The following is a 26503-nucleotide window of genomic DNA, read 5'->3' as shown; positions in this document are numbered from 1 at the left end:
CAGGGCAGCACGACCTTCCCTGCAGCCGGCACCGATCACCGCAGTTGTTCGTAACTGTCCCTTCTCCGAACTACTGAGGTCGCCCCTTGATCAGGTGACGGAACGATCAGTCCCGAGGGGAAGGGTAGGTATGGGGCCGAGCAACGGCTGCGAACGGCACGGGTGTTAGTTTCCTTCCCGTGTTGGAACACCAGGGCGAGACCAGGACGGCCTACGACGGGGTTGTCGAGCTGTATGCGTCGATGTTCGCTAATCGGTTGGAGACACAGCCGTTCGCGCGAAACATGATCGGCACCTTCGCCGAGCTCGTGCGTGGGACGGGGAACCTGCGGACAGCCGACGTCGGGTGCGGGCCCGGACATCTGACGGCCATGCTGCACGACTTGGGGCTGGACGCCTTCGGGCTCGACCTCTCCCCGGCCATGGTCGACCACGCCCGGCGGGCCCATCCGGCGCTGCGGTTCGACGAAGCGCGAATGGAGGCCCTGCCGGTCGAGGACGGCGCGCTCGGCGGAGTGCTGGCCCACTACTCGATGATCCATACCCCGCCTGGGGAACTGCCCGCACTGCTCGCCGAGCAGGTGCGTGTCCTGGCACCAGGGGGCCTGCTCCTGGTGTCGTTCTTCGGGACCGAAGGACCGGAGCCGGTCCGCTTCGATCACAAAGTGACGCCCGCCTATAGCTGGCCGGCCGAGCGGTTTGCCGAGTTGCTGGCCGGGGCCGGGCTCGTCACGGTTGCTCGGTTGCTCCACGACCCGGCCTCCGAGCGGGGCTTCCTCGACGCTCATTTGTTGGCCCGCCGCCCCTAGAGCGTGCCCCGTGGCCTGGGACGGAGTGGTGTAGATCCGCGTGGATGAAGTTCGTCTGAAGCGCCACGTGCGGGACTGGTTCACTGCTCGCCGATAGCCTCCAGGATCGCGCGGAGACGCGACAAGCATTCGCTGACGAAAAGGGGATAGGTGCCCCAGTAGTACGACACCCCGCTGACTCCGACAGCGATGGCCCACGCCCGGGCACGCAGCCATGTCACGTCGTCGAGGCTTGTGGCGTCCCAGTACGCCTGTCGAGCCCCAGGTGGAAAATCCCACAGAGGCGAGTGTTCGGCGTCGGGAAAGCCGACTGAGAGGCCTCCGAAGTCGATGACGGCGTGCAGCTTCCCCTGCTGGACCAGAAGGTTGGTGGGTTTGAGGTCTCCGTGGAGCCACACATGGCGGGCAGAAGGCTCGGGCAGGGTGAGCGCGCTCTGCCACAGGTGTTGCAGATGCGCGATGTCGAGGTCGAGGCCCTGGATCGTTCGACAGTTGTCGAAGCACCCGCTGATCCACCGGTCACAAGCGTGCAGGCCACCTCCGCGGTACCAGCTGAGCCCGCCCTGGCGAGTGGCTCCCATGAGGGGGATGGCATGCAGGCTCTGCACGATCGTTGCCAGGTCACCTCCGAAGGCGGCCCAGTCTCTGACCGATCCCGGACCGGCTTCCTCGCCATCGATCCAGCGGTACACCGACCAGGCGAGCGGGAATGCGGAACTCGGCGTGCCGTTGTGCACCGGCTCCGGGATGCGACAGGGAAGATCTGGCGCCAGCCGTGGCAGCCAGGTCTGCTCTTTCCGTACGGCCTTCGCGTTGTCCGGGGTGCGCGGTAGCCGAAGGAGCAGTTGGTCGCCGAGCCGGTACATCGTGTTGTCCGTGCCCGCACCGGCCGGCGAGATGGGGAGGTCGGCCCACTCCGGTCGCTGTTCCCGCAGCAGTGACCGGACGACCGTCTCATTCACACGGATCTCGTTCTCATGAAGTGTCACGGTGAGAGCCTTCTGCCCAGGCTTCGCCGCCGCCAGTCATTTTCCCGAGGCGGCCGCTGTACGTACCTCGATCCCTTGAGGATCTGCCAGGCCAGGTGAGACCGAGTGAGACTCTGCCAGCTTCAGCGCGACCGGACAGTAACTCTGCGTAGGTTGATCACTCTCTGACGTCGGCTCGCCAACTATCGCGAACATCCGCCAACTATCGCGAACAGTCACATCAGGCTAGGGGGGCGGCGCTGACAGTGACCCGTTGCCACTTTCACATCGATGGTGAGACAGCAATACTGTTGCACCGAGCGGGGCGCTCGCAGCACCGGACACGAGGAGCGGACATGGCGACCGAGGCCGAGGAGCCGAAGCTCACCGTCGACGAACTGGCGGCTCGCGCCGGGGTGACCGTGCGCACGGTCAGGTTCTACAGCACCCGGGGGCTGCTGCCGCCGCCGGTGATCGGGCCGCGCCGGGTCGGGCACTACGGGCACGACCACCTCTCGCGGCTGGCGCTGATCGAGGAGCTCCAGCACCAGGGCATGACTCTCGCCGCGATCGAACGGTACCTGGAGCAGCTGCCGCCCGACCTCAGCGCCCACGACCTGGCCATCCACCGGGCCCTGGTCGCCTCCTGGGCGCCGGACTCGGCGGAGGACGCCTCGCGGGCGGAGCTGGAGCGGCGGGCCGGACGGCCGCTGAGCGAGCAGGACCTCGACCGGCTGGCCGCGATGGGCGTTCTGGAGCGGTCCGCGCCCGACGACGGTGTCTTCCGGCTGGATCCGGGGCTGCTGCGGCTCGGCGTGGAGCTGCTCGACGTGCCGATCGCGCACGAGACGATCCTCGCCGCCCGTACGGTCCTGCTGGAGCACACCCGCTCGGCCGCGCAGGAGCTGACCCGGCTCTTCCGGGACGAGGTGTGGAATCCGTACCGGGAGCGGGAATCGGACCCCGAGCACGTCAAGGCGATGAAGTCGCTGTCGGCGCACATGCAGCCGATGGTGCTCCAGGCCCTGGTGACCGCCTTCCAGCGGTCGCTGAAGGAGGAGTTGCGGGCCGCGTTCACGGCCGAATGAGCGCGGCCGTACCGCCCCGGGGAGGGACGGTACGGCATGCGGGCGTCCCGGGTCAGTCGTGGAAGGTCTCGCCCTTCTCCGCCTTCTCGACCAGCAGCGCGGGCGGCAGGAAGCGGTCGCCGTAGCGCTCGGCGAGCTCCCGGGCGCGGGCCACGAAGCCGGGCAGGCCGCCCTCGTAGCCGTTGATGTACTGGAGCACGCCGCCGGTCCACGGCGGGAAGCCGATGCCCATGATCGAGCCGATGTTGGCGTCGGCGACGGTGATCAGGACGTTCTCCTCCAGGCAGCGGACGCTGTCCAGCGCCTCGGAGAAGAGCATGCGCTCCTGCATGTCGGTGAAGGAGATGTCCGTCCCGGCCTTGGCGAAGTGCTCACGCAGGCCCGGCCACAGGCGCGTGCGCCTGCCCGCCTCGTCGTACTCGTAGAAACCCGCGCCGCCGCTGCGGCCGGGGCGGCCGAACTCGTCGACCATCCGGTCGATCACCTCGTCCGCCGGGTGGCCGGGCCAGGTGCCGCCCGCCTCCTCGACGGCCTTGCGGGTCTCGTTGCGGATCTTGCGCGGCAGGGTGAGGGTCAGCTCGTCCATCAGGGAGAGCACCTTGGCCGGGTAGCCGGCCTGCGCGGCGGCCTGCTCGACGGAGGCGGGCTCGACGCCCTCGCCGACCATGGCGACGCCCTCGTTGATGAACTGGCCGATGACGCGCGAGGTGAAGAAGCCGCGCGAGTCGTTGACGACGATCGGGGTCTTCTTGATCCGGCGGACCAGGTCGAACGCGCGGGCCAGCGCCGCGTCCCCGGTCTTCTCGCCCTTGATGATCTCGACCAGCGGCATCTTGTCGACCGGCGAGAAGAAGTGCAGCCCGATGAAGTCGACGGGGCGCGAGACGCCTTCGGCGAGCACGGTGATCGGGAGGGTGGAGGTGTTGGAGCAGAGGAGCGCGTCGGGCTCGATGACGTCCTGGATCTCCTGGAACACCTTGTGCTTGAGGGCGGTGTCCTCGAAGACGGCCTCGATCACCGCGTCGCAGCCCGCGAGGTCGGCGGCCTCGGCGGTCGGGGTGATGCGGGCCAGCAGCTCGTCGCGCTTCGCCTCGGTCGTCCGGCCCCGGGAGAGCGCCTTGTCGAGCAGCTTCTCACTGTACGCCTTGCCCTTGGCGGCGGCCTCGGCGGAGACGTCCTTGAGGACGACGTCGATCCCGGCCTTGGCGCAGGAGTACGCGATGCCCGCGCCCATCATGCCGGCGCCGAGGACGGCGACCTTGCGGACCTGGCGCTCCTCGATGCCCTTGGGGCGGCTGGCGCCGGAGTTGACGGCCTGGAGGTCGAAGAAGAACGCCTGGATCATGTTCTTGGATACCTGGCCGGTGACCAGCTCGGTGAAGTACCGGGCCTCGATGGTCAGGGCGGTCTCGAAGTCGACCTGCGAGCCCTCGACCGCTGCGGCGAGGATGTTGCGCGGCGCGGGCATGGGCGCGCCCGCGATCTGTTTCTTCAGGTTCGACGGGAATGCCGGCAGGTTCGCGGCGAACTTCGGGTTCGACGGGGTGCCGCCGGGGATCCTGTAGCCCTTGACGTCCCAGGGCTGCTGGGACTCGGGGTGGGCGTCGATGAAGGCGCGGGCCTTGTCCAGCATCTCCTCGGGCGTGGCGGCGACCTCGTGGACGAGCCCGTTCTCCAGCGCGCGCCGCGGGGTGTACTGGGTGCCCTGGAGGAGGACCTTGAGCAGCGCGTCGGCGATGCCCATGAGGCGTACGGTGCGGGTGACGCCGCCGCCCGCGGGGAGCAGGCCGAGGGTGACCTCGGGGAGGCCGATGCGGGAGCCGGGCGCGTCGAGGGCGATGCGGTGGTGGGCGGCGAGCGCGATCTCGTAACCGCCGCCGAGCGCGGCGCCGTTGATGGCGGCGACGACGGGCTTGCCGAGGGTCTCGATGCGGCGCAGCGAGTTCTTGATGGCGGTGCCGGTGTCGAACGCGAGCTGCGCGCTCGAAGGACCGATCCTGATCATTTCCTTGAGGTCGCCGCCGGCGAAGAAGGTCTTCTTGGCGGAGGTGTAGATGATGCCCCGGATGGAGTCCTTCTCGGCCTCGGCGCGGTCGGCGACGGCCGCGACGGAGTCCTTGAACGCCTGGTTCATCGTGTTGGCGGACTGGTTGGGATCGTCCAGTACGAGGGTGACGACGCCGGTCTCGTCCTGTTCCCAGCGGATGGTCGTGCTCTCGGTCATGGGTTTGTCTTCTCCGTAGGAAGGGGAACGGTCAGAGACGCTCGACGACGGTGGCGACGCCCATGCCGCCGCCCACGCACAGGGTGGCGAGGCCGTAGCGCTGGTCGCGGCGCTCCAGTTCGTCGATGAGGGTGCCGAGGATCATCGCGCCGGTGGCGCCCAGCGGGTGGCCGAGCGCGATGGCGCCGCCGTTGACGTTGACCTTGTCGAGGGAGACGCCCATGTCCCGGACGAACCGCAGGACGACCCCGGCGAAGGCTTCGTTGATCTCGATGAGGTCGATGTCGTCGATGGTCAGCCCGGCCTTGGCGAGGGCCTTGCGGGTGGCGGGGGCGGGGCCGGTGAGCATGATGGTCGGCTCGGAGCCGGAGACGGCGGCGGAGACGATACGGGCGCGCGGGGTGAGGCCGTAGCGCTCGCCGGTCTCCTTGTTGCCGATGGCGACGAGGGCGGCGCCGTCCACGATGCCGGAGGAGTTGCCCGCGTGGTGGACGTGGTCGATCTTCTCGACCCAGTGGTACTTCTGCAGCGCCACCGCGTCGAAGCCGCCCATCTCGCCGATCGTCGCGAAGGACGGCTTGAGCGCGGCGAGGGAGTCGGCGGTGGTGCCGGGGCGCATGTGCTCGTCGTGGTCGAGGACGACGAGGCCGTTGCGGTCCTTGACGGGGACGACGGACCGCGCGAAGCGGTTGTCCTTCCACGCCTCGGCGGCCCGCTCCTGGGAGAGCGCGGCGAACTCGTCGACGTCGCGCCGCGAGAAGCCCTCGATGGTGGCGATGAGGTCGGCGCCGACGCCCTGCGGGGCGAAGCCGGTCTCGTAGTTGGTCATCGGGTCCATGGCCCAGGCGCCGCCGTCGGAGCCCATCGGCACGCGGGACATCGACTCGACGCCGCCCGCCAGGATCAGGTCCTCCCAGCCCGAACGCACCTTGGCGGCGGCCAGGTTGACGGCCTCCAGGCCCGAGGCACAGAAGCGGTTCTCCTGGACGCCGGCGACGGTGTCGGGCAGACCGGCCGCGATGGCGGCGATCCGGGCGATGTCGGAGCCCTGGTCGCCGAGCGGGCTGACCACGCCGAGGACGATGTCGTCGATCGCCGCGGGGTCGAGGCCGGGGAAGCGGGCACGGATCTCGTGGATCAGGCCGACGACGAGGTCGATGGGCTTGGTGCCGTGCAGGGCGCCGTTGGCCTTGCCGCGGCCGCGCGGGGTGCGGATCGCGTCGTAGACGAATGCTTCGGTACTCAAGACAGCTGCCTTTCGGGGGTGGTGGCGCGAGCGTGGTGCGGCTGACGGGTCAGGCGAGCAGCGAGCGGCCGATGATCTCCTTCATGATCTCGGTCGTGCCGCCGTAGATGGTCTGGATGCGGCCGTCGGTGAACGCGCGGGCCACCGGGTACTCCGCCATGTAGCCGTAGCCGCCGTGGAGCTGGAGGCAGCGGTCGGCGACGCGCTTCTGCAGTTCGGTCGCCCACCACTTCGCCATGGAGGCGTGCACGGCGTCGAGGGTGCCGTCGGAGTGGTCGACGACGCAGCGGTCGAGGAAGGCCCTGGTGACGGCGCACTCGGTGGCCATCTCGGCGATCTCGAAGCGGATGTGCTGGAGCTTGGCGAGCGGCCGGCCGAACGCCTCGCGCTCCTTGACGTACGCGGTGGTGATCTCCAGGAGGTGTTCTGCGGCGGCGATCCCGGCGACGGCTATGCCCATGCGCTCCTGGGCGAGGTTGGTCATCAGGTGGATGAAGGCGCCGTCGAGCTCGCCGAGCAGGTTCTCCTTGGGTACGCGCACGTCGTTGAAGAACAGCTCTGCGGTGTCCTGGGACTTCTGGCCGATCTTGTCGAGGTTGCGGCCCCGCTCGAAGCCCTCCGCGCCGCGCTCGACGACGATCAGCGAGAGGCCCTTGGCGCCGCCCTCCGGGGTGGTCTTCGCGACGACGACCACCAGGTCGGCGAGGATGCCGTTGGAGATGAACGTCTTGGAGCCGTTGATCAGCCAGTGGTCGCCCTTGTCCTCGGCGGTGGTGCGGATGCCCTGGAGGTCGGAGCCCGCGCCGGGTTCGGTCATGGCGATGGCGGTGATGATCTCGCCGCTGCAGAAGCCGGGCAGCCAGCGCCGCTTCTGCTCGTCGGTGGCGAGGCCGGTGAGGTAGGGGCCGATGATGTCGTTGTGCAGTCCGAGCGCGAGGCCGGGGGTGCCGGCCCGGGTGAACTCCTCGGCCAGGACGGCGCTGTAGCGGAAGTCGGTGTTGCCGCCGCCCCCGTACTCCTCGGGCACGGCGAGGCCGAGGAGGCCCTGCCGGCCGGCGGCGCGCCAGGCCTCGCGGGAGACGATGCCGTCCTTCTCCCACTGCTCGTAGTGCGGAAGGACCTCCTTGGCGAGGAAGGTGCGCACGGTCTCGCGGAACGCGTCGTGCTCTTCGGTGAAGATCTGCCGCTGCATCAGTCGGTGGTGTCCTTCCGGGTGGTCCGCAGACCGGGCACGCCCCAGTCGGCGGCGACGGCTTCGGTGTCCGCGCCCGGCAGCGCCGGACCGGTGCGCACCGACGCGGGGGTGGCGGAGAAGCGGGGCGCGGGCGCGGGCTGGGTGAGTCCGCCGTGCTCGACGAAGGTGGCGCGGGCGGCGAGGTGCGGGTGGTGGGGCGCCTCGCGGAGCGAGAGGACGGGCGCCACACAGGCGTCCGACCCGTCGAAGACCTCGGCCCACTCGGCGCGGGTCCGGGTGCGGAAGCGGTCGGCCACGGCGGTGCGCAGTTCGTCCCAGCGGGCGAGGTCGTTGCGGTCCGGGGCGGTGTCCGCGATGCCGAGGAGCCGGACGAACTCGTCGTAGAACCGCTGCTCCAGCGGGCCGACCGCCATGTACTCGCCGTCGGCGGTCTCGTACGAGCCGTAGAACGGGCAGCCGCCGTCGAGGAGGTTGGAGCCGCGCCGGTCCTGCCAGCCGCCCGCCGCGAGCATGCCGTGGATCATCGTGGCGAGGTGGGCGGCACCGTCGACGATGGCCGCGTCCACGACCTGTCCGGTGCCGCCGGGCGTACGGGCGTGCTGGAGGGCGGCGAGGATGCCGACGACGAGGTAGAGCGAGCCGCCCGCGTAGTCGCCGACCAGGTTGGCGGGGACGGTGGGTGGCTCTCCGGTCCTGCCGATCACGGAGAGGGTGCCGGTGAGCGCGATGTACGAGATGTCGTGGCCGGCGCGCTCGGCCAGCGGCCCGTCCTGGCCCCAGCCGGTCATCCGCCCGTAGACGAGTCCCGGGTTGCGGGCCAGGCAGGCGTCGGGTCCCACACCCAGGCGTTCGGCGACGCCGGGGCGGTAGCCCTCGATGAGGACATCGGCGCGTTCGACGAGGTCCAGGACGGTGGCCGGGCCGTCGGGGGCCTTGAGGTCGACGAGCACGGACCGCTTGTTGCGGTTGGTGAGGTCGCGGGCCGGGTCGATGCCGAGGCCGGCGCCGCCGGGGCGGTCGACCCGCACCACGTCGGCGCCCAGGTCGGCCAGGAGCATCGCGGCGAACGGGCCGGGGCCGATGCCGGCGAGCTCCACCACCCGAGTCCCGTCGAGGGGACCGCGCGGGCCGTTCCCTGTCGTCGCCATCGAGCCCCCAGCGGTGTGACACAACTGATGTAACATCGATGATGCTAAGAACGCACCGCGCTCCGCACAACCCCCTGGGAAGAGCAAGCGCTTAGTTCTTTTCACGGATACTCATGGATACTCCCCCATGGCCCCCTCCCGCCCGCACACCGCCACGGGGACCGCGCTAACCTCTGCTCGCTCCATCCGGTGCCGTCCTCCGCGGAGGCTTTCGTGAACAGGCAGAACGGGGCCGCGCGCCCCTATGACGTAGTCCTTTTCGGCGCCACCGGGTTCGTGGGTGTGCTCACCGCCGAGTATCTGGCCCGGCACGCCCCGGACGACTGCCGCTGGGCCGTCGCCGGGCGCGACCGCGCCAAGCTGGAGAAGCTGCGCACCCGGCTGACCGCCCTGGACCCGCGCTGCGCGGACCTCCCGCTGATCGAGGCGGACGCGTCCGACGAGGGTTCGCTGCGCGCACTGGCCGAGTCCGCCCGGGTGGTGGCCACGACCGTGGGCCCCTATGTCTGGTACGGCGAGAAGCTGGTCGCCGCCTGCGCCGAGGCGGGGACGGACTACGCGGACCTCACGGGCGAGCCGGAGTTCGTGGACCGGATGTACGTGGAGCACGACGCCCGCGCCCGTGAGACCGGCGCCCGGCTCGTGCACGCCTGCGGCTTCGACTCCGTGCCGCACGACCTCGGCGCCTACTTCACGGTGCGGCAGCTCCCGCAGGACGTGCCGCTGCGCATCGACGGCTTCGTCCGCAGCAACGCCGTCTTCTCCGGCGGTACGTTCGCCTCGGCGCTCACCGCGATGGGCCGGGGCCCGCAGACCGCGCGTGCCGCGCGGGAACGCCGGCTGCACGAGCCCCGGCTCACCGGCCGCCGCGTCCACGCCCCGCTCGGCCGCCCCCGCTTCAGCCCGGAGACCGGCACCTGGGCGCTCCCGCTGCCGACGCTCGACGCGGGAATCATCGCCCGCTCGGCGCGGGCACTGCCCCGGTACGGCCCCGACTTCCGCTACCGCCACTACGCCTCGGTCAAGCACCTGCCCGTGGCACTCGGGGGCACGGCGGCGCTCGGGGCGCTGCTCGGCGCCGCGCAGGTGCCGGCCGCGCGGGACTGGCTGATGGGGCGTTACGAGCCCGGCGCGGGCCCGGACGCGGAGCGCAGGCGGCGCAGCTGGTTCACTGTGCGGTTCGTCGGCGAGGGCGGCGGGCGGCGGGTGTTCACGGAGGTGTCGGGCGGCGACCCGGGCTACGACGAGACGGCGAAGATGCTCGCGGAGTCTGCGCTGTGCCTGGCACTGGACGAGCTTCCGGCCACCTCGGGACAGGTCACGACGGCCGCCGCGATGGGCGACGCGCTGCTGGAACGGCTGATCGCGGCCGGGCTGCGCTTCCGGGTGGCGGCGGCGCGCTGAGGAGTCACGGCCGCTCCCTCAGCCGGTCGCCTCGCGCAGGGCGCTGCGGCACAGGGCATCGGCCCTGCGCGTCGTCTCCGGCTGCCGGAAGCCCCGGGTGAGCGCCAGGGTGTGCGCGACGGCGTTGTCGAGGCCGGTGCGGTGCCCGACGGAGACGTACACCGGCTTGACGCCGTCCCGGGTGCGCAGCGCGCGTCCGACCTCGTCCTCGCCGTCCAGCAGCGGTGACTGGTCGCCGCGCCGGGGGCCGGGCGGCTCGAAGGTGAAGGTGAACGGGCTCTTGGCGACGCCGATGACCGGGAGCCCGGTGAGGACGCCGAGGTGGCTGGCGAGGCCGAAGCGGCGGGGGTGGGCCCTGCCGTACCCGTCGCAGACGACGAGACCGGGGCCGGCCGTCAGGTTCTCCAGGGCGGCCAGCACGGTCGGGATCTCGCGGAAGGCCAGCAGCCCCGGGACGTACGGGAAGCTGACCCGGCCGACGGCGGTCGCCTCCTCCACCACCACCAGCGTCGCGGCGTCGAGGACGACGGCCGCCGCCACCACGATGTCGCGTTCGTCGTCGTAGGCGACGTCGACCCCGGTCACCCGGCCGGTCCCCGGCGGCGGGCCCGGCTCGTCGAGGACCACCCGGGCCCGAAGGGCGTCCTGGACCGCACGGGCCCCGGCGGCGTCGGAGGGCATCTGAAGCGCTGTCATGGTGCGCCCACCCTAGGGCCTGTATCGAGTTCCCCGGCCGGTAGCCTGAACCCATGTTCGTACTTGAGCTGTCCTACACCGCCCCGCTGGACCGCGTCGACGCGGTGCTGAAGGAACACGTCGCCTGGCTCGACGAGCAGTACGCGGCGGGGGTGTTCATCGCTTCGGGGCGCAAGAACCCCCGGGACGGCGGGGTGATCCTCGCGGTCGGGGACGAGCGGGCGGCGATCGAGCGGCTCACGGCGACCGATCCCTTCGTCGTCGAGGGTGTCTGCGCGTACCGGATCACGGAGTTCATCGCCACCAAGACGTCGGACGCGCTCGCCCCCTACCGCCAGACGCTCTGAAATCTCCTCGCGGCAGAACGCTCCCGGCCGGGGTGCACCGGCCGGAACGGGGCACGTGAACAGGCAGCGGTGTGCGGTGATGCAGCTCACGCCGTCTCCCGGTGCACGGATCGGCGGCTTTCGTCGTCTCTACAAGTGCCGGGAACCGTTCGTCCGGTCGCGAGAGGGAGCAGGTTCGTGTCCACGGTCATCGAACAGTCCGTACAGGCCCGCATGGTTGCGTCCGCGCCGCAGATGGAGACACTGCCGGCTGTCCTGAGCTACGACCGGGCGGACCCCTTCGCCGTGCGCATGGCGTTCCCCGCGCCGGCGACGCTGGAGGGGACGGACGTGTCCTGGCAGTTCTCCCGGGACCTGCTCGCCGCCGGGATGGAGGTCGCGTCAGGACTCGGGGACGTACGGGTCAGGCCGTTCGGCTACGACCGCACGGTGCTGGAGTTCCACGCCGCCGAGGGGATCGCCATGGTGCACGTCCGCACGGCGGATCTGCGCCGGTTCCTGCGGCGGGCGGAGGACCTGGTGCCCTGCGGCCAGGAGCGCCGTCACCTGGATCTGGACCGGAATCTGACCGAGCTGTTCGGGTCCCGCTGACCCTGCGGCCGTTGTCCGCGCGGGCCCGTCAATTCGATTGCTCCCTCCCTCGGCCCCGCGTAACGTCTCCGGTGTCCTTGTTGTCGCCGAACGGAGCAGGACGTTGCAGATCTGAGGTCTTGAGACACCGTGTCGCGTGCCGTGCCGGCCCTTTGCCGTGCCCGCGCGCCCGAGTGTGACCTCAGCTCATCGAGCCGTCCTCCGTGACCAGGGCCTTCCTTCCGTCATCCCGGAATTCTCGTGGAACGCCAGTGGCCGGTGTCTCGCCCGTTGCCCTGTCATTCCTCGCAACCGGGAGATTTCTCATGTCTGCCCCCGCAGCCCACCTCACCTGTTCCTCCCTCTCCTTCGCCTGGCCCGACGGCAGCCCGGCGCTGGAAGCACTCGATCTCACCGTGGGCCCCGGCCGCACGGGGCTCATCGGCCTCAACGGGGCCGGAAAGTCCACCCTGCTCCGGCTGCTCGCCGGGGAACTCCAGCCCACCGAGGGCCGGGTCAGTGTGTCCGGCGAGGTGGGCCACCTGCCGCAGAACCTGGTCCTGGACACGGAGTTGCGCGTCGACGCGGCGCTCGGCATCGACGCGGTCCGCGAGGCACTGCACGCCATCGAGGCCGGTGACGTCGGCGAGGAGCGGTTCGCCGCCGTCGGTGACGACTGGGACGTCGAGGAGCGGGCCCGCGCCACGCTCGACGGACTCGGCCTCGACCACATCGGGCTCGACCGCACGATCGGCGAGATGTCGGGCGGTGAGTGCGTGATGCTGCGGCTGGCCGCGCTGCTGCTGGCCCGGCCCGATGTGCTGCTGCTCGACGAGCCGACCAACAACCTGGACCTGTACGCCAGGAGGCGGCTGTACGCGGCGATCGACGCCTGGCACGGCGTGCTCGTGGTCGTCAGCCACGACCGCGAACTCCTGGAGCTCGTCGACCAGATCGCCGACCTGCGCGACTCCACCGTCACCTGGTACGGCGGCAACCTCTCGGCGTACGAGGCGGCGCTCGCCGTCGAGCAGGAGGCGGCCGAGCGCATGGTGCGGGTCGCGGAGGCCGACGTACAGCGGCAGAAGCGCGAACTGGCCGAATCCCAGGTGAAATCGGCCCGGCGCAGACGGTACGGCCAGAAGCTGTTCGAGCAGGGCAGCGTGCCGAAGATCGTCGCGAGCGCCCGCAAACGCTCCGCCCAGGAGTCGGCGGGCAAGCAGCGCCTGATGCACGCGAGCCGGCTGGCCGACGCGAAGGAGCGCCTGGACGACGCCGTCGACGCGGTGCGTGACGACGACGAGATCCGGGTCGAACTGCCGCGCACCAAGGTCCACCCGGGCCGGGGCGTGCTGGTGCTACGCGATCTGGAGCTCGCGCACGGGGCACGGGTGCGGGGACAGTACGAGGTGCGCGGCCCGGAGCGCATCGCGCTGGTGGGGCGCAACGGAGCGGGCAAGACCACGCTGCTGCGTACGCTCGCCGGTGAGCTGGCCCCCGTGTCCGGCGAGGCGGTGACCGAGGTCCCGCTGCGCTTCCTGCCGCAGCGGCTCGATGTGCTCGACGACGGGCTGAGCGTGGTGGAGAACGTGGCGCGGTTCGCGCCGGACGCCACGAACAACCACATCAGGGCGAAGCTGGCGCACTTCCTGTTCAGGGGGGCGCGGGCGGACCGGGCGGCGGGCACCCTGTCGGGCGGGGAGCGGTTCCGGGCGGCGCTGGCCGCGCTGCTGCTGGCCGAGCCGGCGCCGCAGTTGCTGCTGCTGGACGAGCCGACGAACAACCTGGACATGGCCAGTGTGCGTCGGCTGACCGCGGCGCTCGACGCGTACGAGGGCGCGCTCGTCGTGGCCGGCCACGACGTGCCCTTCCTGGAATCGCTGGGGATCACGCGCTGGCTGCTGCTCGACGGCGAACTGCGCGCCACGACGGCCGAGGAGGTGCGTGCCGGGCTCTGACACGGTGACGGGGTGCGCGGCGGGCCGGCCACGCACCCCCGACCGGCGATGGTGACGCAGAGTGAGCGACTTTCGCCCGTTCGGGCTTGGCTAAGGCCTTACCGCCGCTTTAACCTACGGTCTCGTAACCTACGAGTCCGTAGGTAATTCTCCCGTCCCCAGGAGCCTCCATGACGATCACTTCTCCCCATCTCGGCAGTTCACAGGAGTGGACCGACGCCCACCTCCTGTTCGCGCTGGAAGAGGTGGTCGAGAAGGAGCTCAACCGGCATCTCAAGGTCGCCAAGGACTGGATGCCGCACGAGTACGTGCCGTTCTCCGACGGGCGCAACTTCCCCGGCGTCTTCGAGGACGGCGAGGCCTGGCAGGCGGACGAGTCCAAGGTCACCGATATCGGCAGGATCGCCCTCGTGGTCAACCTCCTCACCGAGGACAACCTCCCCAGCTACCACCACGAGATCGCCTCGCTCTTCGGCCGCGACGGCGCCTGGGGCACCTGGGTGCACCGCTGGACGGCCGAGGAGGGCCGGCACGGCATCGTGATGCGCGACTACCTGCTCACCTCGCGCGCGGTCGACCCGGACAAGCTGGAGCAGTTCCGGATGGCGCACATGGCCGAGGGCTTCGAGTCGGACAACCGGCACTCGATGCTGCACTCCGTGGCCTATGTGGCCTTCCAGGAGCTGGCGACCCGCGTCTCGCACCGCAACACCGGGCACCAGTCTGGCGACCCGGTCTGCGACCGCATGCTGGCGCGCATCGCGACCGACGAGAACCTGCACATGGTCTTCTACCGCAACCTCCTGGGCGCGGCCTTCCAGCTGGCCCCGGACCTGACGATGCAGGCCGTGCGCGACGTCGTCGTCAACTTCCGGATGCCCGGCCACGGCATGCCCGGCTTCGAGCGGGCCGCCGCGCAGATGGCGATCGGCGAGATCTACAACATGCGCATCCACCACGACGACGTCATCCAGCCTGTGCTGCGCTACCTGAAGGTGCTCGACATCGACGGCCTCGGCCCGGAGGGCCTGAAGGCGCAGGAGGAGCTCGGCCTGTACATGCACGGCCTGGACTCCGAGGCCTCGAAGTTCGACGAGAAGCTGGCCGCGCGCAAGGCCCGGATGGCGGCCCGCGCCCAGGGCTGACCGCACGAAGGACCGTCGCCCCCGGGCCCCCGGGAGCGGCGGCCGGACGGCTCCGGGAGGCCGCTCACTCCCGGACCGTCACCTCCGCGTACGCCGCGTCCCGCACCTCCGCCTCCGGGTGCCGCCGCAGCAGCCGCAGCTGGGTCCGCCACGGCCCGCTCCAGCCCGTGTGCCGCCCGCCCACCGCGACCAGCTGGAAGGCCAGCAGGCCGTGCGCGAGGCCGCCGTCCTCGGCGAGGCGTCCCGCCACCGCGAGCATCGTCGCCTCCTCGTCCTCGCCCTGCGGGACCCCGCGGTTCCTGCTGTACGCGAGGGCGGTGCGGGCGGCGAGCACGGGCCGGCCCCTGTGCAGCAGCGCGAGCCGGTCGAGAGCGGCATGGAGGGCGTCGGGCCCGCTGTCCGGGTCCACCGCCCTGACCAGCAGCTCGGCGGCCTGCGGTACGTGGTCGCGGTGGCGGGCGAGGAATTCACCGGCTGCGGTGAGGACCGAGCGCACGGTGGCGTCGGGGAACGCCCCGGCCGCCATCGCGAGCTCATTCACCAGGTGGACGGCCCGCCGGCGCGCCGGCCGGTCGCGGTCGCTGCCCGCGTCGTCGCCGCCGACGGCCGCGGCGACGACGGCCGTTCCGCGCTCGTGGGGCCCGCCGGCGTCCAGCTCGTCCAGCACGGCGCGCAAATCCCCCGAAGCGGACAGCGCGCGTGCACGGGCGGCGAGTTCACGCATGCGCCGCGGGTACGGAAGCGGATCGAGGGCCTTCAGCAGGGCGTCGGTCATGGGCCGATTCTGCCGTGCCGGGGTATGCCATCCCCGGGCGGGCGGGGACCGTACTCTGTGCCGGTGAAACCTGTGACCCGCTTCGCTCTCGTCGCCGCGCCGCTCCTGATAGCCGTCTCCCTCCTCGTCAACACCGGCGACGACGACTCCGGGCTGCCCACGGACTCCCCCAAGGCCGCCGACGCGTCGGCCGGCGGGCCGGTGAACACGGACCCGTTCGCCGCGGCGGACGACGAGGAGCGCGCGGAGATGAACAAGCGGGTCGACCGGGCGCCGGCCGGGCTCGCCGCTCCGAGGATGCGCGAGGTCGCCTGGCAGCTGCTGGCGAGCGCGGAGGGTTCCACCCTGGACTGGCGCACCCAGTACGGGACGATCGAGGACAGCGGCGACGGCACCGGCTACGCGGCGGGCCTCGTCGGCTTCTGCTCGGGTACGCACGACATGCTCGTGTTCGTCGAGGCGTTCACGAAGGACCACCCGGGCAACCCGCTCGCCCCGTACCTCCCGGCCCTGCGCGAGGTCGACGGGACCGGCTCGCACGAGGGCCTGGACCCGGGGTTCACGGCCGCGTGGAAGAAGGCGGCCGGGGACCCGGCGTTCCGCGAGGCGCAGGAGGAGGTCCGGGACAAGCAGTTCTTCGAGCCGGCGGTGCGGCTGGCGAAGCTCGACGGGCTCGGCGCGCTGGGCCAGTACATCTACTTCGACACCATGGTGCTCCAGGGTCCCGGGCACGAGGCGGACTCGTTCTACGGCATTCGCCAGGCGGCGCTTGCCGAGGCGGACACGGTCGCGGAGGGCGGTGACGAGTCGGCGTACCTGGACATCTTCCTGGACACCGCGCGGGCCGTGATGAAGTCGAAGAAGGACCAGCACGACACCTCGCGCATCGACACCGCGCAGCGCGTGTTCCTGGAGGACGGCGAGCTGGACCTGGAGCCGCCGCTGACCTGGAAGATGTACGGCGAGACGTTCCGTATCCCGTCGTGATCCCCGTCCGGCGGCGGCCCGTCAGGGGCTACCGCCGGGCGTCCTGCCTGATCAGTTCGGCGGCCTTCTCGGCGATGGCGACCGTGGGCGCGTGGGTGTGGCCCCGGGTGATGCGCGGCATGACCGAGGCGTCGACGACGCGCAGGCCCCGGACTCCGCGCACCCGGAGCCGGGGGTCGGTGACCGAGCCGGGGTCCTCGCCCATCCGGCAGGTGCCGACGGGGTGGTAGAGGGTCTCCGCCCCGGTGCGGATCGCCTCGGCCAGCCGGTCGTCGTCGACCTGCCCCGGGTAGTGGCCCATGGGCGTCGAGGTGTGCGCGGCGAGGGCCGGGTGGGCGAAGAGCCGTTCCGCGTGGCGGACGCCGTCGATCATGCACCGCAGATCGGCCTCGGCGGCGAGGTAGCCCGGGTCGATCCGGAGGGCCGAGCCGGGCTCCGGGTGGTCCGGGTCCAGCGTGATGCGCCCGGTGCTCTCCGGCTGGAGCAGGACGATGCCGATGGTGACGCCGTGCTCGGTGGGCGGGGTGAGCCCGTGGTCGATGAAAGGCGCCGGGGCGAAGACGAGTTCGAGGTCGGGGGCGGCCGGTTCCGATGTGCTGCGGACGAAGGCGACGGCCTCGGCCAGGTTGGAGCTGAGCGGTCCACGCCCGGCCAGCAGGTAGCGGGCGATGTTCGCCGGGGTGTCGGCGCCGGTCATGGTCACCGGGCGCGGGCAGTGCAGGGTGACGGCGAAGGACAGGTGGTCCTGGAGGTTGCGGCCGACGTCCGGGGAGGCGGCCCGCACCTCGATGCCCGCGTCGCGCAGTTCGCCGGGGTCGCCGATGCCCGAGCGCAGCAGCAGGTGCGGGGAGCCGATGGCGCCGGCGCTGAGGATCACCTCGCGGCGGGCGGTGAGCGTGCCCGGGCCCTCGGTCAGCACCCCGGTGGCCCGGTCGCCGTCGAAGGCGAGGGCGCGGACGCGGGTGTGCGGGAGGACGTCCAGACTGGCGCGCCGGGCGGCCGGTCGGAGGTAGCCGTCGGCCGCGCTCCAGCGCCGCCCGCGCCGCTGGTTGACGGGTGTCATGGCGACCCCGCTGTGGTCGGGGGCGTTCAGCTCGTCGAGGAACGGCAGCCCGTCCTCGCGGCAGGCGGTGACGAAGTCGGCGGTGAGCGGGGACGGACTGCGGGGCGGCGCGATGTGCAGCGGGCCCTCGGTGCCGTACACCGTGCCGGGCGCGGTGGGGCCGGCCCACCGTTCGGCGCGCCGGAAGTAGGGCACGATCGCGTCGTGGCCCCACTCCGGCCCGGCGGCGCCGGCCCACGCGTCGTAGTCGTCGCGGTGGCCGCGCACCCACATCATCGCGTTGATCGAGGAGGAGCCGCCGAGGGTGTGGCCGCGCGGCCAGAAGAGTTCACGGCCGCCGAGCGCCGGCTGCTTCACCGTGCTGAAGTCCCAGTCGAGCGGGGTCTTGAACAGCTTCGGGAAGGCGGCCGGGACGCGGATCTCCTGCTTGCGGTCGGGCCCGCCCGACTCGACGAGGGCGACCCGGACGGTGGGATCCTCGGACAGCCGCGCGGCCAGCGCGCAGCCGGCCGAACCCGCCCCGACGACGATGTAGTCGTACTCGCTCAACTCGGCTTCTCCTCCTGGTCGACGCGGGTTCCGCAACGGTCACGGAGTCCGCGTGCCGGACAGCGGAAGGCCGAAGTCTCGCACGGGCGGGGCGGTTTCAGGCGTGCTCGCGTCCGACTCTGCGCAGCCGCTCGCGTTCCTTCTCGGACAGGCCGCCCCACACGCCGAAGCGCTCGTCGTTGTCGAGGGCGTACTCCAGGCACGCCTGCCGCCCCTCGCAGGCGTTGCAGAGCTGCTTGGCCTCACGGGTGGAACTGCCCGGGGCCGGGAAGAAGAACTCGGGGCCCGCCTGCGCGCACAGTGCTGTCTCCTGCCAGGAGAAGGCGGGGTCGGTCGCGGTGTTGATCAGCATGGTTGCCACAGTGCCCTGCATCGATAAACGACTGATCAACGCGGCGTCAATGGGGCGTCATCCCGCCCCGTGTCCGGTCCGGCTGCCGGTGGTGCGTGGGACGATGTGCGGTGCCGGGGACGGAGACCGGTGGGGCTCGCGGGGACAGAGGGACGCACATGACTGAGGGCGGGACCGCGGAGGGCGCGGCACCGGCCGGGCGGGCCGCCCGGGAGCTGCTCGTACGCGCCGAAGGTCTGCTGGACGCGGCGCGCGGCGTTCTCGCGGACCACACCCGGGCCGTCACCGCCGTGCGGACGTGCCTCGACCCCCTGCTCGACGACCTCGTACGCGCCGGTCTCGCCGCCATCCCGGTCGCCCGGCTGAAGGACGTCACCGAGGGCCGGCTGCGCCTCGGCGCGATCGAGCGGGCAGGCTTCACGACGGTCGGCCAGGTGTACGGGGCCGGCCGCTACGAGCTCCGCCAGATCCCCGGCGTCGGCGCGCAGACCGCCGACCAGGCCCTGGCCGCGGCGGGGCAGATCGCGCACGCGGTCCGGGACACGGTCGCGCTGCGGATCGACGTGGACGCCCAGGACGAGGCGGTGACCGCGCTCCTCGGTGCCCTGTACCGGCTGGTCGAGGCGGGTCCGGACGTGCGGCGGGCGGTGGAGGGGGCCCGCGCGCTGGCCGAGCGCCTGGAGCCGCTGCTGACTGCGGCCGGACCGGCGCGGGGCCGGCTGCGGATGGTCTTCGCGGGGCGGCGGGCGCGCGCCGGGGTGCGGCAGGCCGTGACCGGTGTCCGGGCGGCCGTCGCCGACGCGGGGGAACGCGGGCTGCCGCCGCTGTTCGCCCAGGTGTCGGCCGATCTGCTGCGGGAGGCGGAGTCCCCGGTGGCCGCCTGGGTCGACTTCGAGCTGCGGTCCGCCGAGTACTACAGCCTGCTGGCGGAGCTGTCCGGTTCGGGGCCCGACCGGGACGCGGCGGAGGGGTTCCTGCCGTCCGGCATGGCGGACCGGGTGCGCGGGCTGCGGCTGGACGACGCGCGGCTGCGGGTCTCGCTGCGCGGGTACCAGTCGTTCGGCGCGCGCTTCGCGCTGGTCCAGAAGCGGGTGATCCTCGGCGACGAGATGGGGCTCGGCAAGACCGTCCAGGCCATCGCGGCCCTGGCCCATCTCGCGGCGCGCGGGGAGACGCACTTCCTGGTGGTGTGCCCGGCGAGCGTCCTGATCAACTGGTCGCGGGAGGTCCGGGCCAGGTCCACGCTGCGCCCCCTGCCGGTCCACGGTCCTGAGCGGCGGGAGGCCTTCGCGGAGTGGCGCGAGGCCGGCGGGGTCGCCCTGACCACCTTCGACGCGCTGCACACGCTGCCGGACGCGAAGGACGCCGGCGTCCGCCCCGGGATGCTCGTGGTCGACGAGGCCCATTACGTGAAGAACCCGGCGACCCGCCGTTCGCGCGCGGTCTCCGGCTGGTCGGCGCGGACGGACCGGGTGCTGTTCCTGACCGGGACGCCGATGGAGAACCGGGTGGAGGAGTTCCGCAGCCTCGTCCGTCAGCTCCGGCCCGAGCTGGCCCCCGCGGTCAGCGCCGGCCAGGGTGCCGCGGGCTCGGAGGCGTTCCGCCGCGCCGTGGCCCCGGCCTATCTGCGGCGCAATCAGCGGGACGTCCTCACGGAACTGCCCGCCGTGGTCCAGGTGGACGAGTGGGAGGAGTTCAGCGAGGGCGATCTGCTGGCGTACCGGGAAGCGGTGGCCGCCGGGCACTTCATGCGGATGCGGCGGGCGGCGTACGCCCGTCCGGAGACCTCCGCCAAGCTGGACCGGCTGCGCGAACTGGTCGCGGAGGCGGCGGGAAACGGCCTGAAGGTGGTCGTGTTCTCCTACTTCCGCGAGGTCCTGGACACGGTGCGCGAGGCTCTGGGCGACGGGGTGTTCGGGCCACTGTCGGGCAGCGTGGCGGCGGCCCGGCGCCAGGAGCTGGTCGACGGTTTCGCCGCGGCGGACGGGCACGCGGTGCTGCTGTGCCAGATCCAGGCCGGCGGGGTCGGGCTGAATCTGCAAGCCGCGTCCGTCGTCATCCTGTGCGAACCGCAGATCAAGCCGACGACGGAGCACCAGGCCGTGGCCCGCGCGCACCGGATGGGCCAGATACGGACGGTCCAGGTGCACCGGCTGCTCGCCGCGGACAGCGTCGACCAGCGGATGCTGGACATCGTGGCCGGCAAGGAGCGCCTGTTCGACGCGTACGCGCGGCGCAGCGATGTCGCGGAGACGACGCCGGACGCGGTCGACGTGTCGGAGGGCGGCCTGGCCCGCCGCATCGTCGAGGAGGAGCAGCGGCGCCTCCAGGCTATGGCACGTCCGTTGGGAACCTAGCCGTCGTGGCCGGGCACGTGGCCGTCCCGGTCGGCGACGAGCAGCATCCCGCCCATGCCCCGGTCGGCGTGGCTCTGGACGTGGCAGTGGTACATCCAGGCGCCGGCGCCGACGTGTTCACCGGCGATCACCTGGAAGCCGAAGGAGTCCGCCGGGCCGACGATCTTCGTGTCGACGATCCGGCTCGGGTCCTCGGGGCCGGTGAGCATGCCCGTACGGTTGTCCGCCCAGCGATGACCGTGCATGTGGAACGTGTGGTAGAAGTCGCCGTGCGTGATCATGACGACTTCGAGCCGTTCGCCGAGCGTGGCCGTGAAGTCGGGGGTCTTGCCGGCCGGTGTGTTGTTGATCGACATGCCGTTGAACACGATCGTGATCGTCTTGTCCGGCAGGATGTCGCCCCGGCGCCGGACGATGAGCGGTCCGTAGAGCCCTTCGCGGATGCCTTCGGTCCCGTGGTCGGAGCCGACGGCGTGGTCGTGGTAGTGCCAGTAGCCCGCGCTGCCGGGCTGCCAGGTGCCGTCGCGGCGCAGGCCGGGCCGGTGGGTGCGCCAGGTGTACGTGCGGGTGGAGCCGGGCTCGACGGTACTGGCGTTCATGCGGGTGCCGTCGCTGGCGATGTCGTAGTCGACGCCGTGCGCGTGCAGGCCGGCCGGCACGTCCAGCAGGTTGACGAACTCGATGTTCAGGGTGTCGCCCTCGTTGAGCTCGATCAGCGGGCCCGGCACGGTCGCCCTGCCCCTCTCGAGGCCGTAGCCCATCCGGCCGTCCGCCAGCTGCTCCACGTACATGCGGATGTGCCGGACCACTCCCCCGACGGTCGCCGTCCGCAGGGTGTTCGGGGCGGCGGCGGCCTGGGCCACGGGCAGGGACAACGATGTCACCCCAGCCGCCGCGGCGACCCCGCCGCCCATCAGCATCCGCCGGCTGAAGGTTCTGCGGTCCATGTCGAACTCCCCACTGCTGACGGGTGCTGCCGAGGATGCGACGGGTCGTGACAGACCCGGGAAAATCGCTTACCCACAGTAAGGACAAACTCCGCCCGGGGGCCGCCAAGGCCGTGGGCGAGTCGCGAAATGCCGTGCGGCGGATCAGGTGAGCGTGGCCGCGTGCTGCGGCATGTGCTCGCGGCCGCCGGGGTGCCGGTGGCGCCACACCCAGAAGACGGTGCCCGAGACCAGCGCCCAGACCGCCAGCACCAGATACGGGAAGACGCGCTGGTGGCCCTGGTAGTAGACGGCGGTGTGCTGGGCGTTGACGGAGGCGCCCGGGGGCAGCCAGCGTCCGATGTGGCCCAGGAGCGAGGGCAGCAGCGGCCAGGAGACGGCCCCGCCGGAGGACGGGTTGCCGAGGAGCACCATCACGCCCCAGGTCGGCAGCATCGCCCAGCGCCCGATCAGGGTGTTGAACATCGTGAAGACCATGCCCGAGGTGAACATCGTGAACGCGAGGATCAGCCAGGACTCGACGAAGGGCAGGTCGACCGCCCCCAGCAGCCAGTCGACGACGGCGGCGATGGCGAAGGCGCCGAGCAGCGAGTACGCGACGGTGAAGCCGATCCGCTCCAGCGGGATCAGTGCCCGGGCGTGCACGCTCAGCTGGATGGAGCCCACGAAGCCGACGATGACGGCGGCGAGCGAGATGTAGAACAGCGCCAGCCCGCGCGGGTCGCCCTTCTGGAGGGGTTTGACGTCCTGCACGGCGACCGGGATGCCGAGGGTGTCCCCCACCTTCACGGCGGACTCGGCGAGCAGCTGGGCGACGGCCGCCCCGGAGGCAGCGGCCACGTCCAGGGACACGCCCCGGTCGTCGGAGCGCACGATGGCGAAGACCTCCTGCTCCTCCAGCGCCTCGCGCGCGGCGGCGGCCGTCGGGAAGACGTGGATGACCAGGGAGGCGTCCAGGGCCTTGTCCATCCCGGCGACGAACTCCCGGCCGCGCGCGGTGTCCGGCTCGCTGACCACGGCGGTGGGGATGCGGTGCGGGGTCGGGTTGGCCATCGCGTACGTGTAGGAACCGGCGAAGAGCCCGGCGGCTGCCGCGAGGATGAACAGCAGGACGATCGCGGGGAAGTACGGGGACTCCTTGAAGCCCTCCCACTTCTGGCTCCGGGTCAGCGGCCGGCCGTGCGCCCCGTGCTCCGGACCGGGCCCGTCGCTCATCCCCGGGACCCTTCGCGGCGGGCGCGGCTCGGCTGCACGCGCTTGGGCTCGCCGGGCATCTTCGGGTACTCGGGAGGGTAGGGCAGGTCGCCGGGGCCGCCGTCGCTCGCGTGGCGGTCGGCGAGTTCGAGCAGCGAGTCGAGGCGGAACGCCTCCTGGTCCATGTCGGCGTGCACGTCGCCGTGTTCCGCGTACCGCACGCGCATGGTGCGGAGGTCGAAGTCGCGGGGTTCGGCGTCGTCCAGCTCCTCCCAGCGCAGCGGGGCGGAGACCGGGGCGTGCGGGAAGGGCCGTACGGAGTAGGCGGAGGCGATGGTGCGGTCGCGGGCGGTCTGGTTGTAGTCGACGAAGATCCGCTCGCCGCGCTCCTCCTTCCACCAGGCGGTGGTGACCCGGTCCGGCATACGGCTCTCCAGCTCGCGCCCGACCGCGATGGCGGCACGGCGTACCTCGGTGAACGTCCAGCGTGGCTCGATGGGGACGAAGACGTGGATGCCGCGCCCCCCGGAGGTCTTGGGCCAGCCGCGCAGCCCGTGCTCGTCGAGGACGCCGCGCAGCTCGTGGGCGGCGCGGACCGCGTCGGCGTAGCCGGTGCCGGGCTGCGGGTCCAGGTCGATGCGCAGTTCGTCGGGGTGGTCGGTGTCCCCGCCCCGGACGGGCCACGGGTGGAAGGTGAGGGTGCCGAGGTTGGCGGCCCAGAGGACGGCGGCGACCTCGCTGGGGCACATCTCCCGGGCGGACCGGCCGCTCGGGAAGGCGATCTCGGTGGTCGGGATCCAGTCGGGGAGGTTCTTGGGGGCGCGCTTCTGGTAGAAGAACTCGCCCTCGACGCCGTCCACGAACCGCTGGAGGGTGGTGGGCCGGTTGCGCAGGGCGCGCAGGATGCCGGGTCCGACGGCGAGGAAGTACTCGGCGACGTCCCTCTTCGTGTAGCCCTTCTTCGGGAAGTAGACCTTGTCCGGGTTGGACAGCCGGACCGCCCGCCCGGCCGCGTCCAGCTCCACCGCTGTGCCCGCTGCTGCCATGTCGGCCACGGTAGGCCGGGTACACATATGCCGCATATCGGGAGACTCCGGTCGCCGTACGGTCCACAATCTGTCCATGGACCTGCCGGTGATGCCGCCCGTGAAGCCGATGCTCGCCAAGTCCGTGAAGCGGATTCCGCCGGGCATGCAGTACGAGGGCAAGTGGGACGGCTTCCGGGCGATCGTGCACCGGGACGGCGACGAGGTGGTGATCGGCAGCCGGACCGGCAAGCCGCTCACCCGGTACTTCCCCGAGCTGGTCACCGCCGTCCGGGACAATCTGCCGGAGCGCTGTGTGGTGGACGGCGAGATCGTGGTCGCGCACGACGGGCGGCTGGACTTCGACCGGCTCAGCGAGCGCATCCACCCCGCCGACTCCCGGGTGCGGCTGCTCGCCGAGCAGACCCCGGCCGCGCTGGTCGCCTTCGATCTCCTGGCGCTGGGCGACGACACGCTTCTGGACACCCCGCAGGCGGACCGGCGCACGGTCCTTGAGGCGGCGCTCGCCGGGGCGTCGGCACCGGTCCACCTGGCCCCGTCGACGACCGATCCCGCCCGCGCCCAGGAGTGGTTCGAGCAGTACGAGGGGGCGGGCCTGGACGGGGTCGTGGCGAAGCCGCTCGACGCTCCGTACCGGCCGGACGTCCGGTCCATGTACAAGATCAAGCACGAGCGGACCTCCGACTGCGTGGTGGCCGGCTACCGCTTGCACAAGAGCGGCCCGGTCGTCGGCTCGCTGCTGCTGGGCCTGTACGACGACAGCGGCGCGCTCCAGCACGTCGGGGTCTGCGCGGCCTTCCCGATGAAGCGGCGCGCCGAACTCGTCACCGAGCTGGAGCCCCTGCTGACCGACGCCGGGGACCACCCGTGGCGCGCCTGGGCCGAGGCGGAGGCGCACGCGGGCGCCCGGCTGCCGGGTGCCCCGAGCCGCTGGTCCGGCAAGAAGGACATGTCCTGGGTGCCGCTGCGGCCGGAGCGGGTCTGCGAGGTGGCGTACGACCACATGGAGGGCGACCGGTTCCGGCACACGGCCCAGTGGCGCCGCTGGCGGCCGGACCGTACACCGGACAGCTGTACGTACGCACAGCTGGAGGAGGTCGTGCGCTACGACCTCGCCCAGGTGCTGGCGGGCGACGGCTGAGCCCTTCGGAACGCGCAGCCGCCGCCCGGGTGGGGCCGTGCCGTTGGATCAGGCCGCGAGCCCGGCCTGATCCAAAGGCACGGCCCTAGTCCGCCGTGGGCGGCAGGGTGGGGGTGGTGCAGGGCTCGTCGGTCTGTGTGGGTTCGGGCGAGGGCGAGCCGCTGGCGTCGGTGGTCTCCGTCGGGCCGGGCGACGGGGCGGCCGTCGTGCAGCCCGGGTCCGGCTTCGTCGTGGTCGGGTCCGGCTTCGTCGTGGTCGGGTCCGGCGAGGTGCTCGGGTCGGGGGAGCCGGGGTCCGACGGGTCGGGCGAGGGGCCGGTGGTGTCCGTCGGGTCCGGGGCGGGGGTGGTGCTCGGGTCCGGCTCGTGGGTGCCGGGTGCGGTCGGGCCGGTGCTGGGCTGCGGGCCGACCTCGATGCCGCCGTCGTCCTCGGTGCCGGACCCGCCCACGGGGTGCTTGGGCTTCTTCGGGCTGCCGGCGCCGGGGCTCTTCGGGATCGGGCCCGTGCCGTCGTCCACCGGGTGGATGCCCTTGCGGTAGAACTCCAGCCAGGACAGCACCGTACGCAGATACGCTTCGGAGTGGTTGTAGCTGAGGATCGCCCGGTTCATGTCGGAGGGGATCGACAGATCGCGCGTCCCGGCGCACAGGTAGGCGCCCGCGGCCAGCGCCGCGTCGTACACGTTGTTCGGGTCGCGGCGTCCGTCGCCGTTGCCGTCCCGGCCCCAGTGCGCCCAGGTCGACGGGATGAACTGCATCGGGCCCACCGCCCGGTCGTACGTCGCGTCCCCGTCGAACGCGCCGCCGTCGGTGTCCGCGATGTTGGCGAACCCGGCACCGTTGAGGACCGGGCCGAGGATCGGCGAGACCGTCGTGCCCTGCTTGTCGACCCGCCCGCCGGCCGCGTGCCCGGACTCGACCTTGCCGATCGCCGCCAGTAACTGCCAGGGCAGCCGGCAGCCGGGATCACTTCGCCCCATCGTGGCCTCGGCCTTGCGGTAGGCGGCGAGCACCGTGGCGGGGACGCCCGCCTCGCTCCACGACTGCTTGGCCGCGGGGCTCTGCTTCTCACCCTTCTTGGGGGGCTCCGGGCTTTTCAGCGGGGGGAGTTCGGTGTGGTACGAGTCGTCGTTGGGCACATCGGACCAGACGACGTCGTCCGTCTCCTGGCGGTGCTTCGGGGTCTCCGTGTGAGCGGCGAGCTGGGGTGCCTGGGACGCCGTGAGCGCGGCCATCGCGGCGACGGCCGCCGCCGTGCCGCCCAGTCCGCGGCGCATGGTGCCGTTGAACCTCAT

General features: G+C 71.8%; 23 protein-coding genes. 10 read left to right on the top strand and 13 right to left on the bottom strand.

Features of this window, described 5'->3' with window-relative positions:
- The first annotated feature begins 179 nt into the window (after positions 1-179).
- The gene (locus tag OG242_RS28970) at positions 180-809 is read left to right on the top strand and encodes a class I SAM-dependent methyltransferase (protein ID WP_030587128.1); all 630 of its coding nucleotides are present in this window, start codon (positions 180-182) and stop codon (positions 807-809) included.
- Between the two features lie 80 nt (positions 810-889).
- Here the strand turns inward: OG242_RS28970 and OG242_RS28965 are convergent, their stop codons facing one another.
- Positions 890-1798, bottom strand: a complete 909-nt coding sequence (locus OG242_RS28965; protein ID WP_405900952.1) for an aminoglycoside phosphotransferase family protein — start codon at positions 1796-1798, stop codon at positions 890-892.
- Between the two features lie 335 nt (positions 1799-2133).
- On the opposite strand from OG242_RS28965, the gene OG242_RS28960 reads away from it, so the two are divergent.
- A complete protein-coding gene (locus OG242_RS28960) occupies positions 2134-2865 on the top strand; it encodes a MerR family transcriptional regulator (RefSeq protein ID WP_374783041.1) in 732 nt (243 codons plus the stop codon).
- A gap of 52 nt (positions 2866-2917) precedes the next feature.
- Here OG242_RS28960 and OG242_RS28955 read toward each other — a convergent pair whose 3' ends face one another.
- The 4 genes from OG242_RS28955 to OG242_RS28940 are packed head-to-tail and all read right to left on the bottom strand — an operon-like array spanning position 2918 to position 8678.
- Entirely contained in the window at positions 2918-5089 is a 2172-nt protein-coding gene (locus tag OG242_RS28955) for a 3-hydroxyacyl-CoA dehydrogenase NAD-binding domain-containing protein (protein ID WP_405900951.1), read from the bottom strand.
- A 31-nt stretch (positions 5090-5120) separates the two neighbouring features.
- Positions 5121-6335: an acetyl-CoA C-acetyltransferase gene (locus tag OG242_RS28950; RefSeq protein ID WP_405900950.1), complete on the bottom strand. Its 1215-nt coding sequence runs from the start codon at positions 6333-6335 to the stop codon at positions 5121-5123.
- 49 nt (positions 6336-6384) lie between these two features.
- Positions 6385-7527, bottom strand: a complete 1143-nt coding sequence (locus tag OG242_RS28945) for an acyl-CoA dehydrogenase family protein (RefSeq protein WP_405900949.1) — start codon at positions 7525-7527, stop codon at positions 6385-6387.
- Positions 7527-8678 (bottom strand): CaiB/BaiF CoA transferase family protein, encoded by a 1152-nt coding sequence (locus OG242_RS28940; RefSeq protein WP_405900948.1) that lies wholly within the window; start codon positions 8676-8678, stop codon positions 7527-7529. Before OG242_RS28940 ends, OG242_RS28945 begins: the two co-directional genes overlap by 1 nt.
- A 213-nt stretch (positions 8679-8891) precedes the next feature.
- On the opposite strand from OG242_RS28940, the gene OG242_RS28935 reads away from it, so the two are divergent.
- Positions 8892-10082, top strand: a complete 1191-nt coding sequence (locus OG242_RS28935; protein WP_405900947.1) for a saccharopine dehydrogenase family protein — start codon at positions 8892-8894, stop codon at positions 10080-10082.
- 18 nt (positions 10083-10100) lie between these two features.
- Here the strand turns inward: OG242_RS28935 and OG242_RS28930 are convergent, their stop codons facing one another.
- Positions 10101-10763 (bottom strand): endonuclease V, encoded by a 663-nt coding sequence (locus tag OG242_RS28930; RefSeq protein WP_405901755.1) that lies wholly within the window; start codon positions 10761-10763, stop codon positions 10101-10103.
- A 68-nt stretch (positions 10764-10831) separates the two neighbouring features.
- On the opposite strand from OG242_RS28930, the gene OG242_RS28925 reads away from it, so the two are divergent.
- The 4 genes from OG242_RS28925 to OG242_RS28910 all read left to right on the top strand — a co-directional run bounded on the left by OG242_RS28925 (position 10832) and on the right by OG242_RS28910 (position 14798).
- Positions 10832-11125 carry a YciI family protein gene (locus tag OG242_RS28925; RefSeq protein WP_405900946.1) on the top strand — a complete coding sequence of 98 codons (294 nt, stop codon included), beginning with the start codon at positions 10832-10834 and terminating at the stop codon, positions 11123-11125.
- Positions 11126-11302: 177 nt separating this feature from the next.
- Entirely contained in the window at positions 11303-11716 is a 414-nt protein-coding gene (locus OG242_RS28920) for an SsgA family sporulation/cell division regulator (RefSeq protein WP_405900945.1), read from the top strand.
- Between the two features lie 305 nt (positions 11717-12021).
- A complete protein-coding gene (locus tag OG242_RS28915; protein WP_405900944.1) occupies positions 12022-13653 on the top strand; it encodes an ABC-F family ATP-binding cassette domain-containing protein in 1632 nt (543 codons plus the stop codon).
- Between the two features lie 170 nt (positions 13654-13823).
- Positions 13824-14798 (top strand): acyl-ACP desaturase, encoded by a 975-nt coding sequence (locus OG242_RS28910; protein ID WP_405900943.1) that lies wholly within the window; start codon positions 13824-13826, stop codon positions 14796-14798.
- A gap of 64 nt (positions 14799-14862) precedes the next feature.
- Here OG242_RS28910 and OG242_RS28905 read toward each other — a convergent pair whose 3' ends face one another.
- Complete coding sequence (locus OG242_RS28905; protein ID WP_405900942.1) at positions 14863-15573, bottom strand: hypothetical protein; 711 nt, start codon at positions 15571-15573, stop codon at positions 14863-14865.
- Positions 15574-15645: 72 nt separating this feature from the next.
- On the opposite strand from OG242_RS28905, the gene OG242_RS28900 reads away from it, so the two are divergent.
- Positions 15646-16560 carry a chitosanase gene (locus OG242_RS28900; RefSeq protein ID WP_405901754.1) on the top strand — a complete coding sequence of 305 codons (915 nt, stop codon included), beginning with the start codon at positions 15646-15648 and terminating at the stop codon, positions 16558-16560.
- Positions 16561-16588: 28 nt separating this feature from the next.
- On the opposite strand, the gene OG242_RS28895 is transcribed toward OG242_RS28900, so the two are convergent.
- Entirely contained in the window at positions 16589-18172 is a 1584-nt protein-coding gene (locus tag OG242_RS28895) for a GMC family oxidoreductase (RefSeq protein WP_405900941.1), read from the bottom strand.
- Between the two features lie 97 nt (positions 18173-18269).
- Positions 18270-18524, bottom strand: coding sequence for a WhiB family transcriptional regulator (locus tag OG242_RS28890; protein ID WP_405900940.1), 255 nt, complete (start codon positions 18522-18524; stop codon positions 18270-18272).
- 158 nt (positions 18525-18682) lie between these two features.
- On the opposite strand from OG242_RS28890, the gene OG242_RS28885 reads away from it, so the two are divergent.
- Positions 18683-20881 carry a DEAD/DEAH box helicase gene (locus OG242_RS28885; protein WP_405900939.1) on the top strand — a complete coding sequence of 733 codons (2199 nt, stop codon included), beginning with the start codon at positions 18683-18685 and terminating at the stop codon, positions 20879-20881.
- Here OG242_RS28885 and OG242_RS28880 read toward each other — a convergent pair.
- The 3 genes from OG242_RS28880 to ligD all read right to left on the bottom strand — a co-directional run bounded on the left by OG242_RS28880 (position 20878) and on the right by ligD (position 24047).
- Positions 20878-21828, bottom strand: a complete 951-nt coding sequence (locus tag OG242_RS28880; protein WP_405900938.1) for a multicopper oxidase domain-containing protein — start codon at positions 21826-21828, stop codon at positions 20878-20880. The genes OG242_RS28885 and OG242_RS28880 overlap by 4 nt on opposite strands.
- Before the next feature lie 144 nt (positions 21829-21972).
- Positions 21973-23043: an ABC transporter permease gene (locus tag OG242_RS28875; protein ID WP_405900937.1), complete on the bottom strand. Its 1071-nt coding sequence runs from the start codon at positions 23041-23043 to the stop codon at positions 21973-21975.
- Positions 23040-24047: a non-homologous end-joining DNA ligase gene (gene ligD, locus OG242_RS28870; protein WP_405901753.1), complete on the bottom strand. Its 1008-nt coding sequence runs from the start codon at positions 24045-24047 to the stop codon at positions 23040-23042. Before ligD ends, OG242_RS28875 begins: the two co-directional genes overlap by 4 nt.
- 97 nt (positions 24048-24144) lie before the next feature.
- Here ligD and OG242_RS28865 point away from each other — a divergent pair, with 97 nt between their 5' ends.
- Positions 24145-25209, top strand: coding sequence for an ATP-dependent DNA ligase (locus OG242_RS28865; RefSeq protein ID WP_405900936.1), 1065 nt, complete (start codon positions 24145-24147; stop codon positions 25207-25209).
- An 85-nt stretch (positions 25210-25294) separates the two neighbouring features.
- Here OG242_RS28865 and OG242_RS28860 read toward each other — a convergent pair whose 3' ends face one another.
- Positions 25295-26503, bottom strand: a complete 1209-nt coding sequence (locus OG242_RS28860) for a lytic murein transglycosylase (RefSeq protein WP_405900935.1) — start codon at positions 26501-26503, stop codon at positions 25295-25297.

This window comes from Streptomyces sp. NBC_00727 (genome assembly GCF_045161745.1).
Taxonomy (GTDB): domain Bacteria; phylum Actinomycetota; class Actinomycetes; order Streptomycetales; family Streptomycetaceae; genus Streptomyces.
The sequence above is the reverse complement of the archived record's forward strand: the minus strand, read 5'-3'. Positions and strand labels throughout refer to the sequence as shown.

Excerpts from the sequence above, each read along its gene's own strand:
- OG242_RS28960 (WP_374783041.1), top strand. The coding sequence starts at position 2,134 with ATGGCGACCGAGGCCGAGGAGCCGAAGCTCACCGTCGACGAACTGGCG.
- OG242_RS28955 (WP_405900951.1), bottom strand. The coding sequence starts at position 5,089 with ATGACCGAGAGCACGACCATCCGCTGGGAACAGGACGAGACCGGCGTC.
- OG242_RS28945 (WP_405900949.1), bottom strand. The coding sequence starts at position 7,527 with ATGCAGCGGCAGATCTTCACCGAAGAGCACGACGCGTTCCGCGAGACC.
- OG242_RS28940 (WP_405900948.1), bottom strand. The coding sequence starts at position 8,678 with ATGGCGACGACAGGGAACGGCCCGCGCGGTCCCCTCGACGGGACTCGG.
- OG242_RS28930 (WP_405901755.1), bottom strand. The coding sequence starts at position 10,763 with ATGCCCTCCGACGCCGCCGGGGCCCGTGCGGTCCAGGACGCCCTTCGG.
- OG242_RS28925 (WP_405900946.1), top strand. The coding sequence starts at position 10,832 with ATGTTCGTACTTGAGCTGTCCTACACCGCCCCGCTGGACCGCGTCGAC.
- OG242_RS28915 (WP_405900944.1), top strand. The coding sequence starts at position 12,022 with ATGTCTGCCCCCGCAGCCCACCTCACCTGTTCCTCCCTCTCCTTCGCC.
- OG242_RS28910 (WP_405900943.1), top strand. The coding sequence starts at position 13,824 with ATGACGATCACTTCTCCCCATCTCGGCAGTTCACAGGAGTGGACCGAC.
- OG242_RS28905 (WP_405900942.1), bottom strand. The coding sequence starts at position 15,573 with ATGACCGACGCCCTGCTGAAGGCCCTCGATCCGCTTCCGTACCCGCGG.
- OG242_RS28890 (WP_405900940.1), bottom strand. The coding sequence starts at position 18,524 with ATGCTGATCAACACCGCGACCGACCCCGCCTTCTCCTGGCAGGAGACA.
- OG242_RS28885 (WP_405900939.1), top strand. The coding sequence starts at position 18,683 with ATGACTGAGGGCGGGACCGCGGAGGGCGCGGCACCGGCCGGGCGGGCC.
- OG242_RS28880 (WP_405900938.1), bottom strand. The coding sequence starts at position 21,828 with ATGGACCGCAGAACCTTCAGCCGGCGGATGCTGATGGGCGGCGGGGTC.
- OG242_RS28875 (WP_405900937.1), bottom strand. The coding sequence starts at position 23,043 with ATGAGCGACGGGCCCGGTCCGGAGCACGGGGCGCACGGCCGGCCGCTG.
- OG242_RS28865 (WP_405900936.1), top strand. The coding sequence starts at position 24,145 with ATGGACCTGCCGGTGATGCCGCCCGTGAAGCCGATGCTCGCCAAGTCC.
- OG242_RS28860 (WP_405900935.1), bottom strand. The coding sequence starts at position 26,503 with ATGAGGTTCAACGGCACCATGCGCCGCGGACTGGGCGGCACGGCGGCG.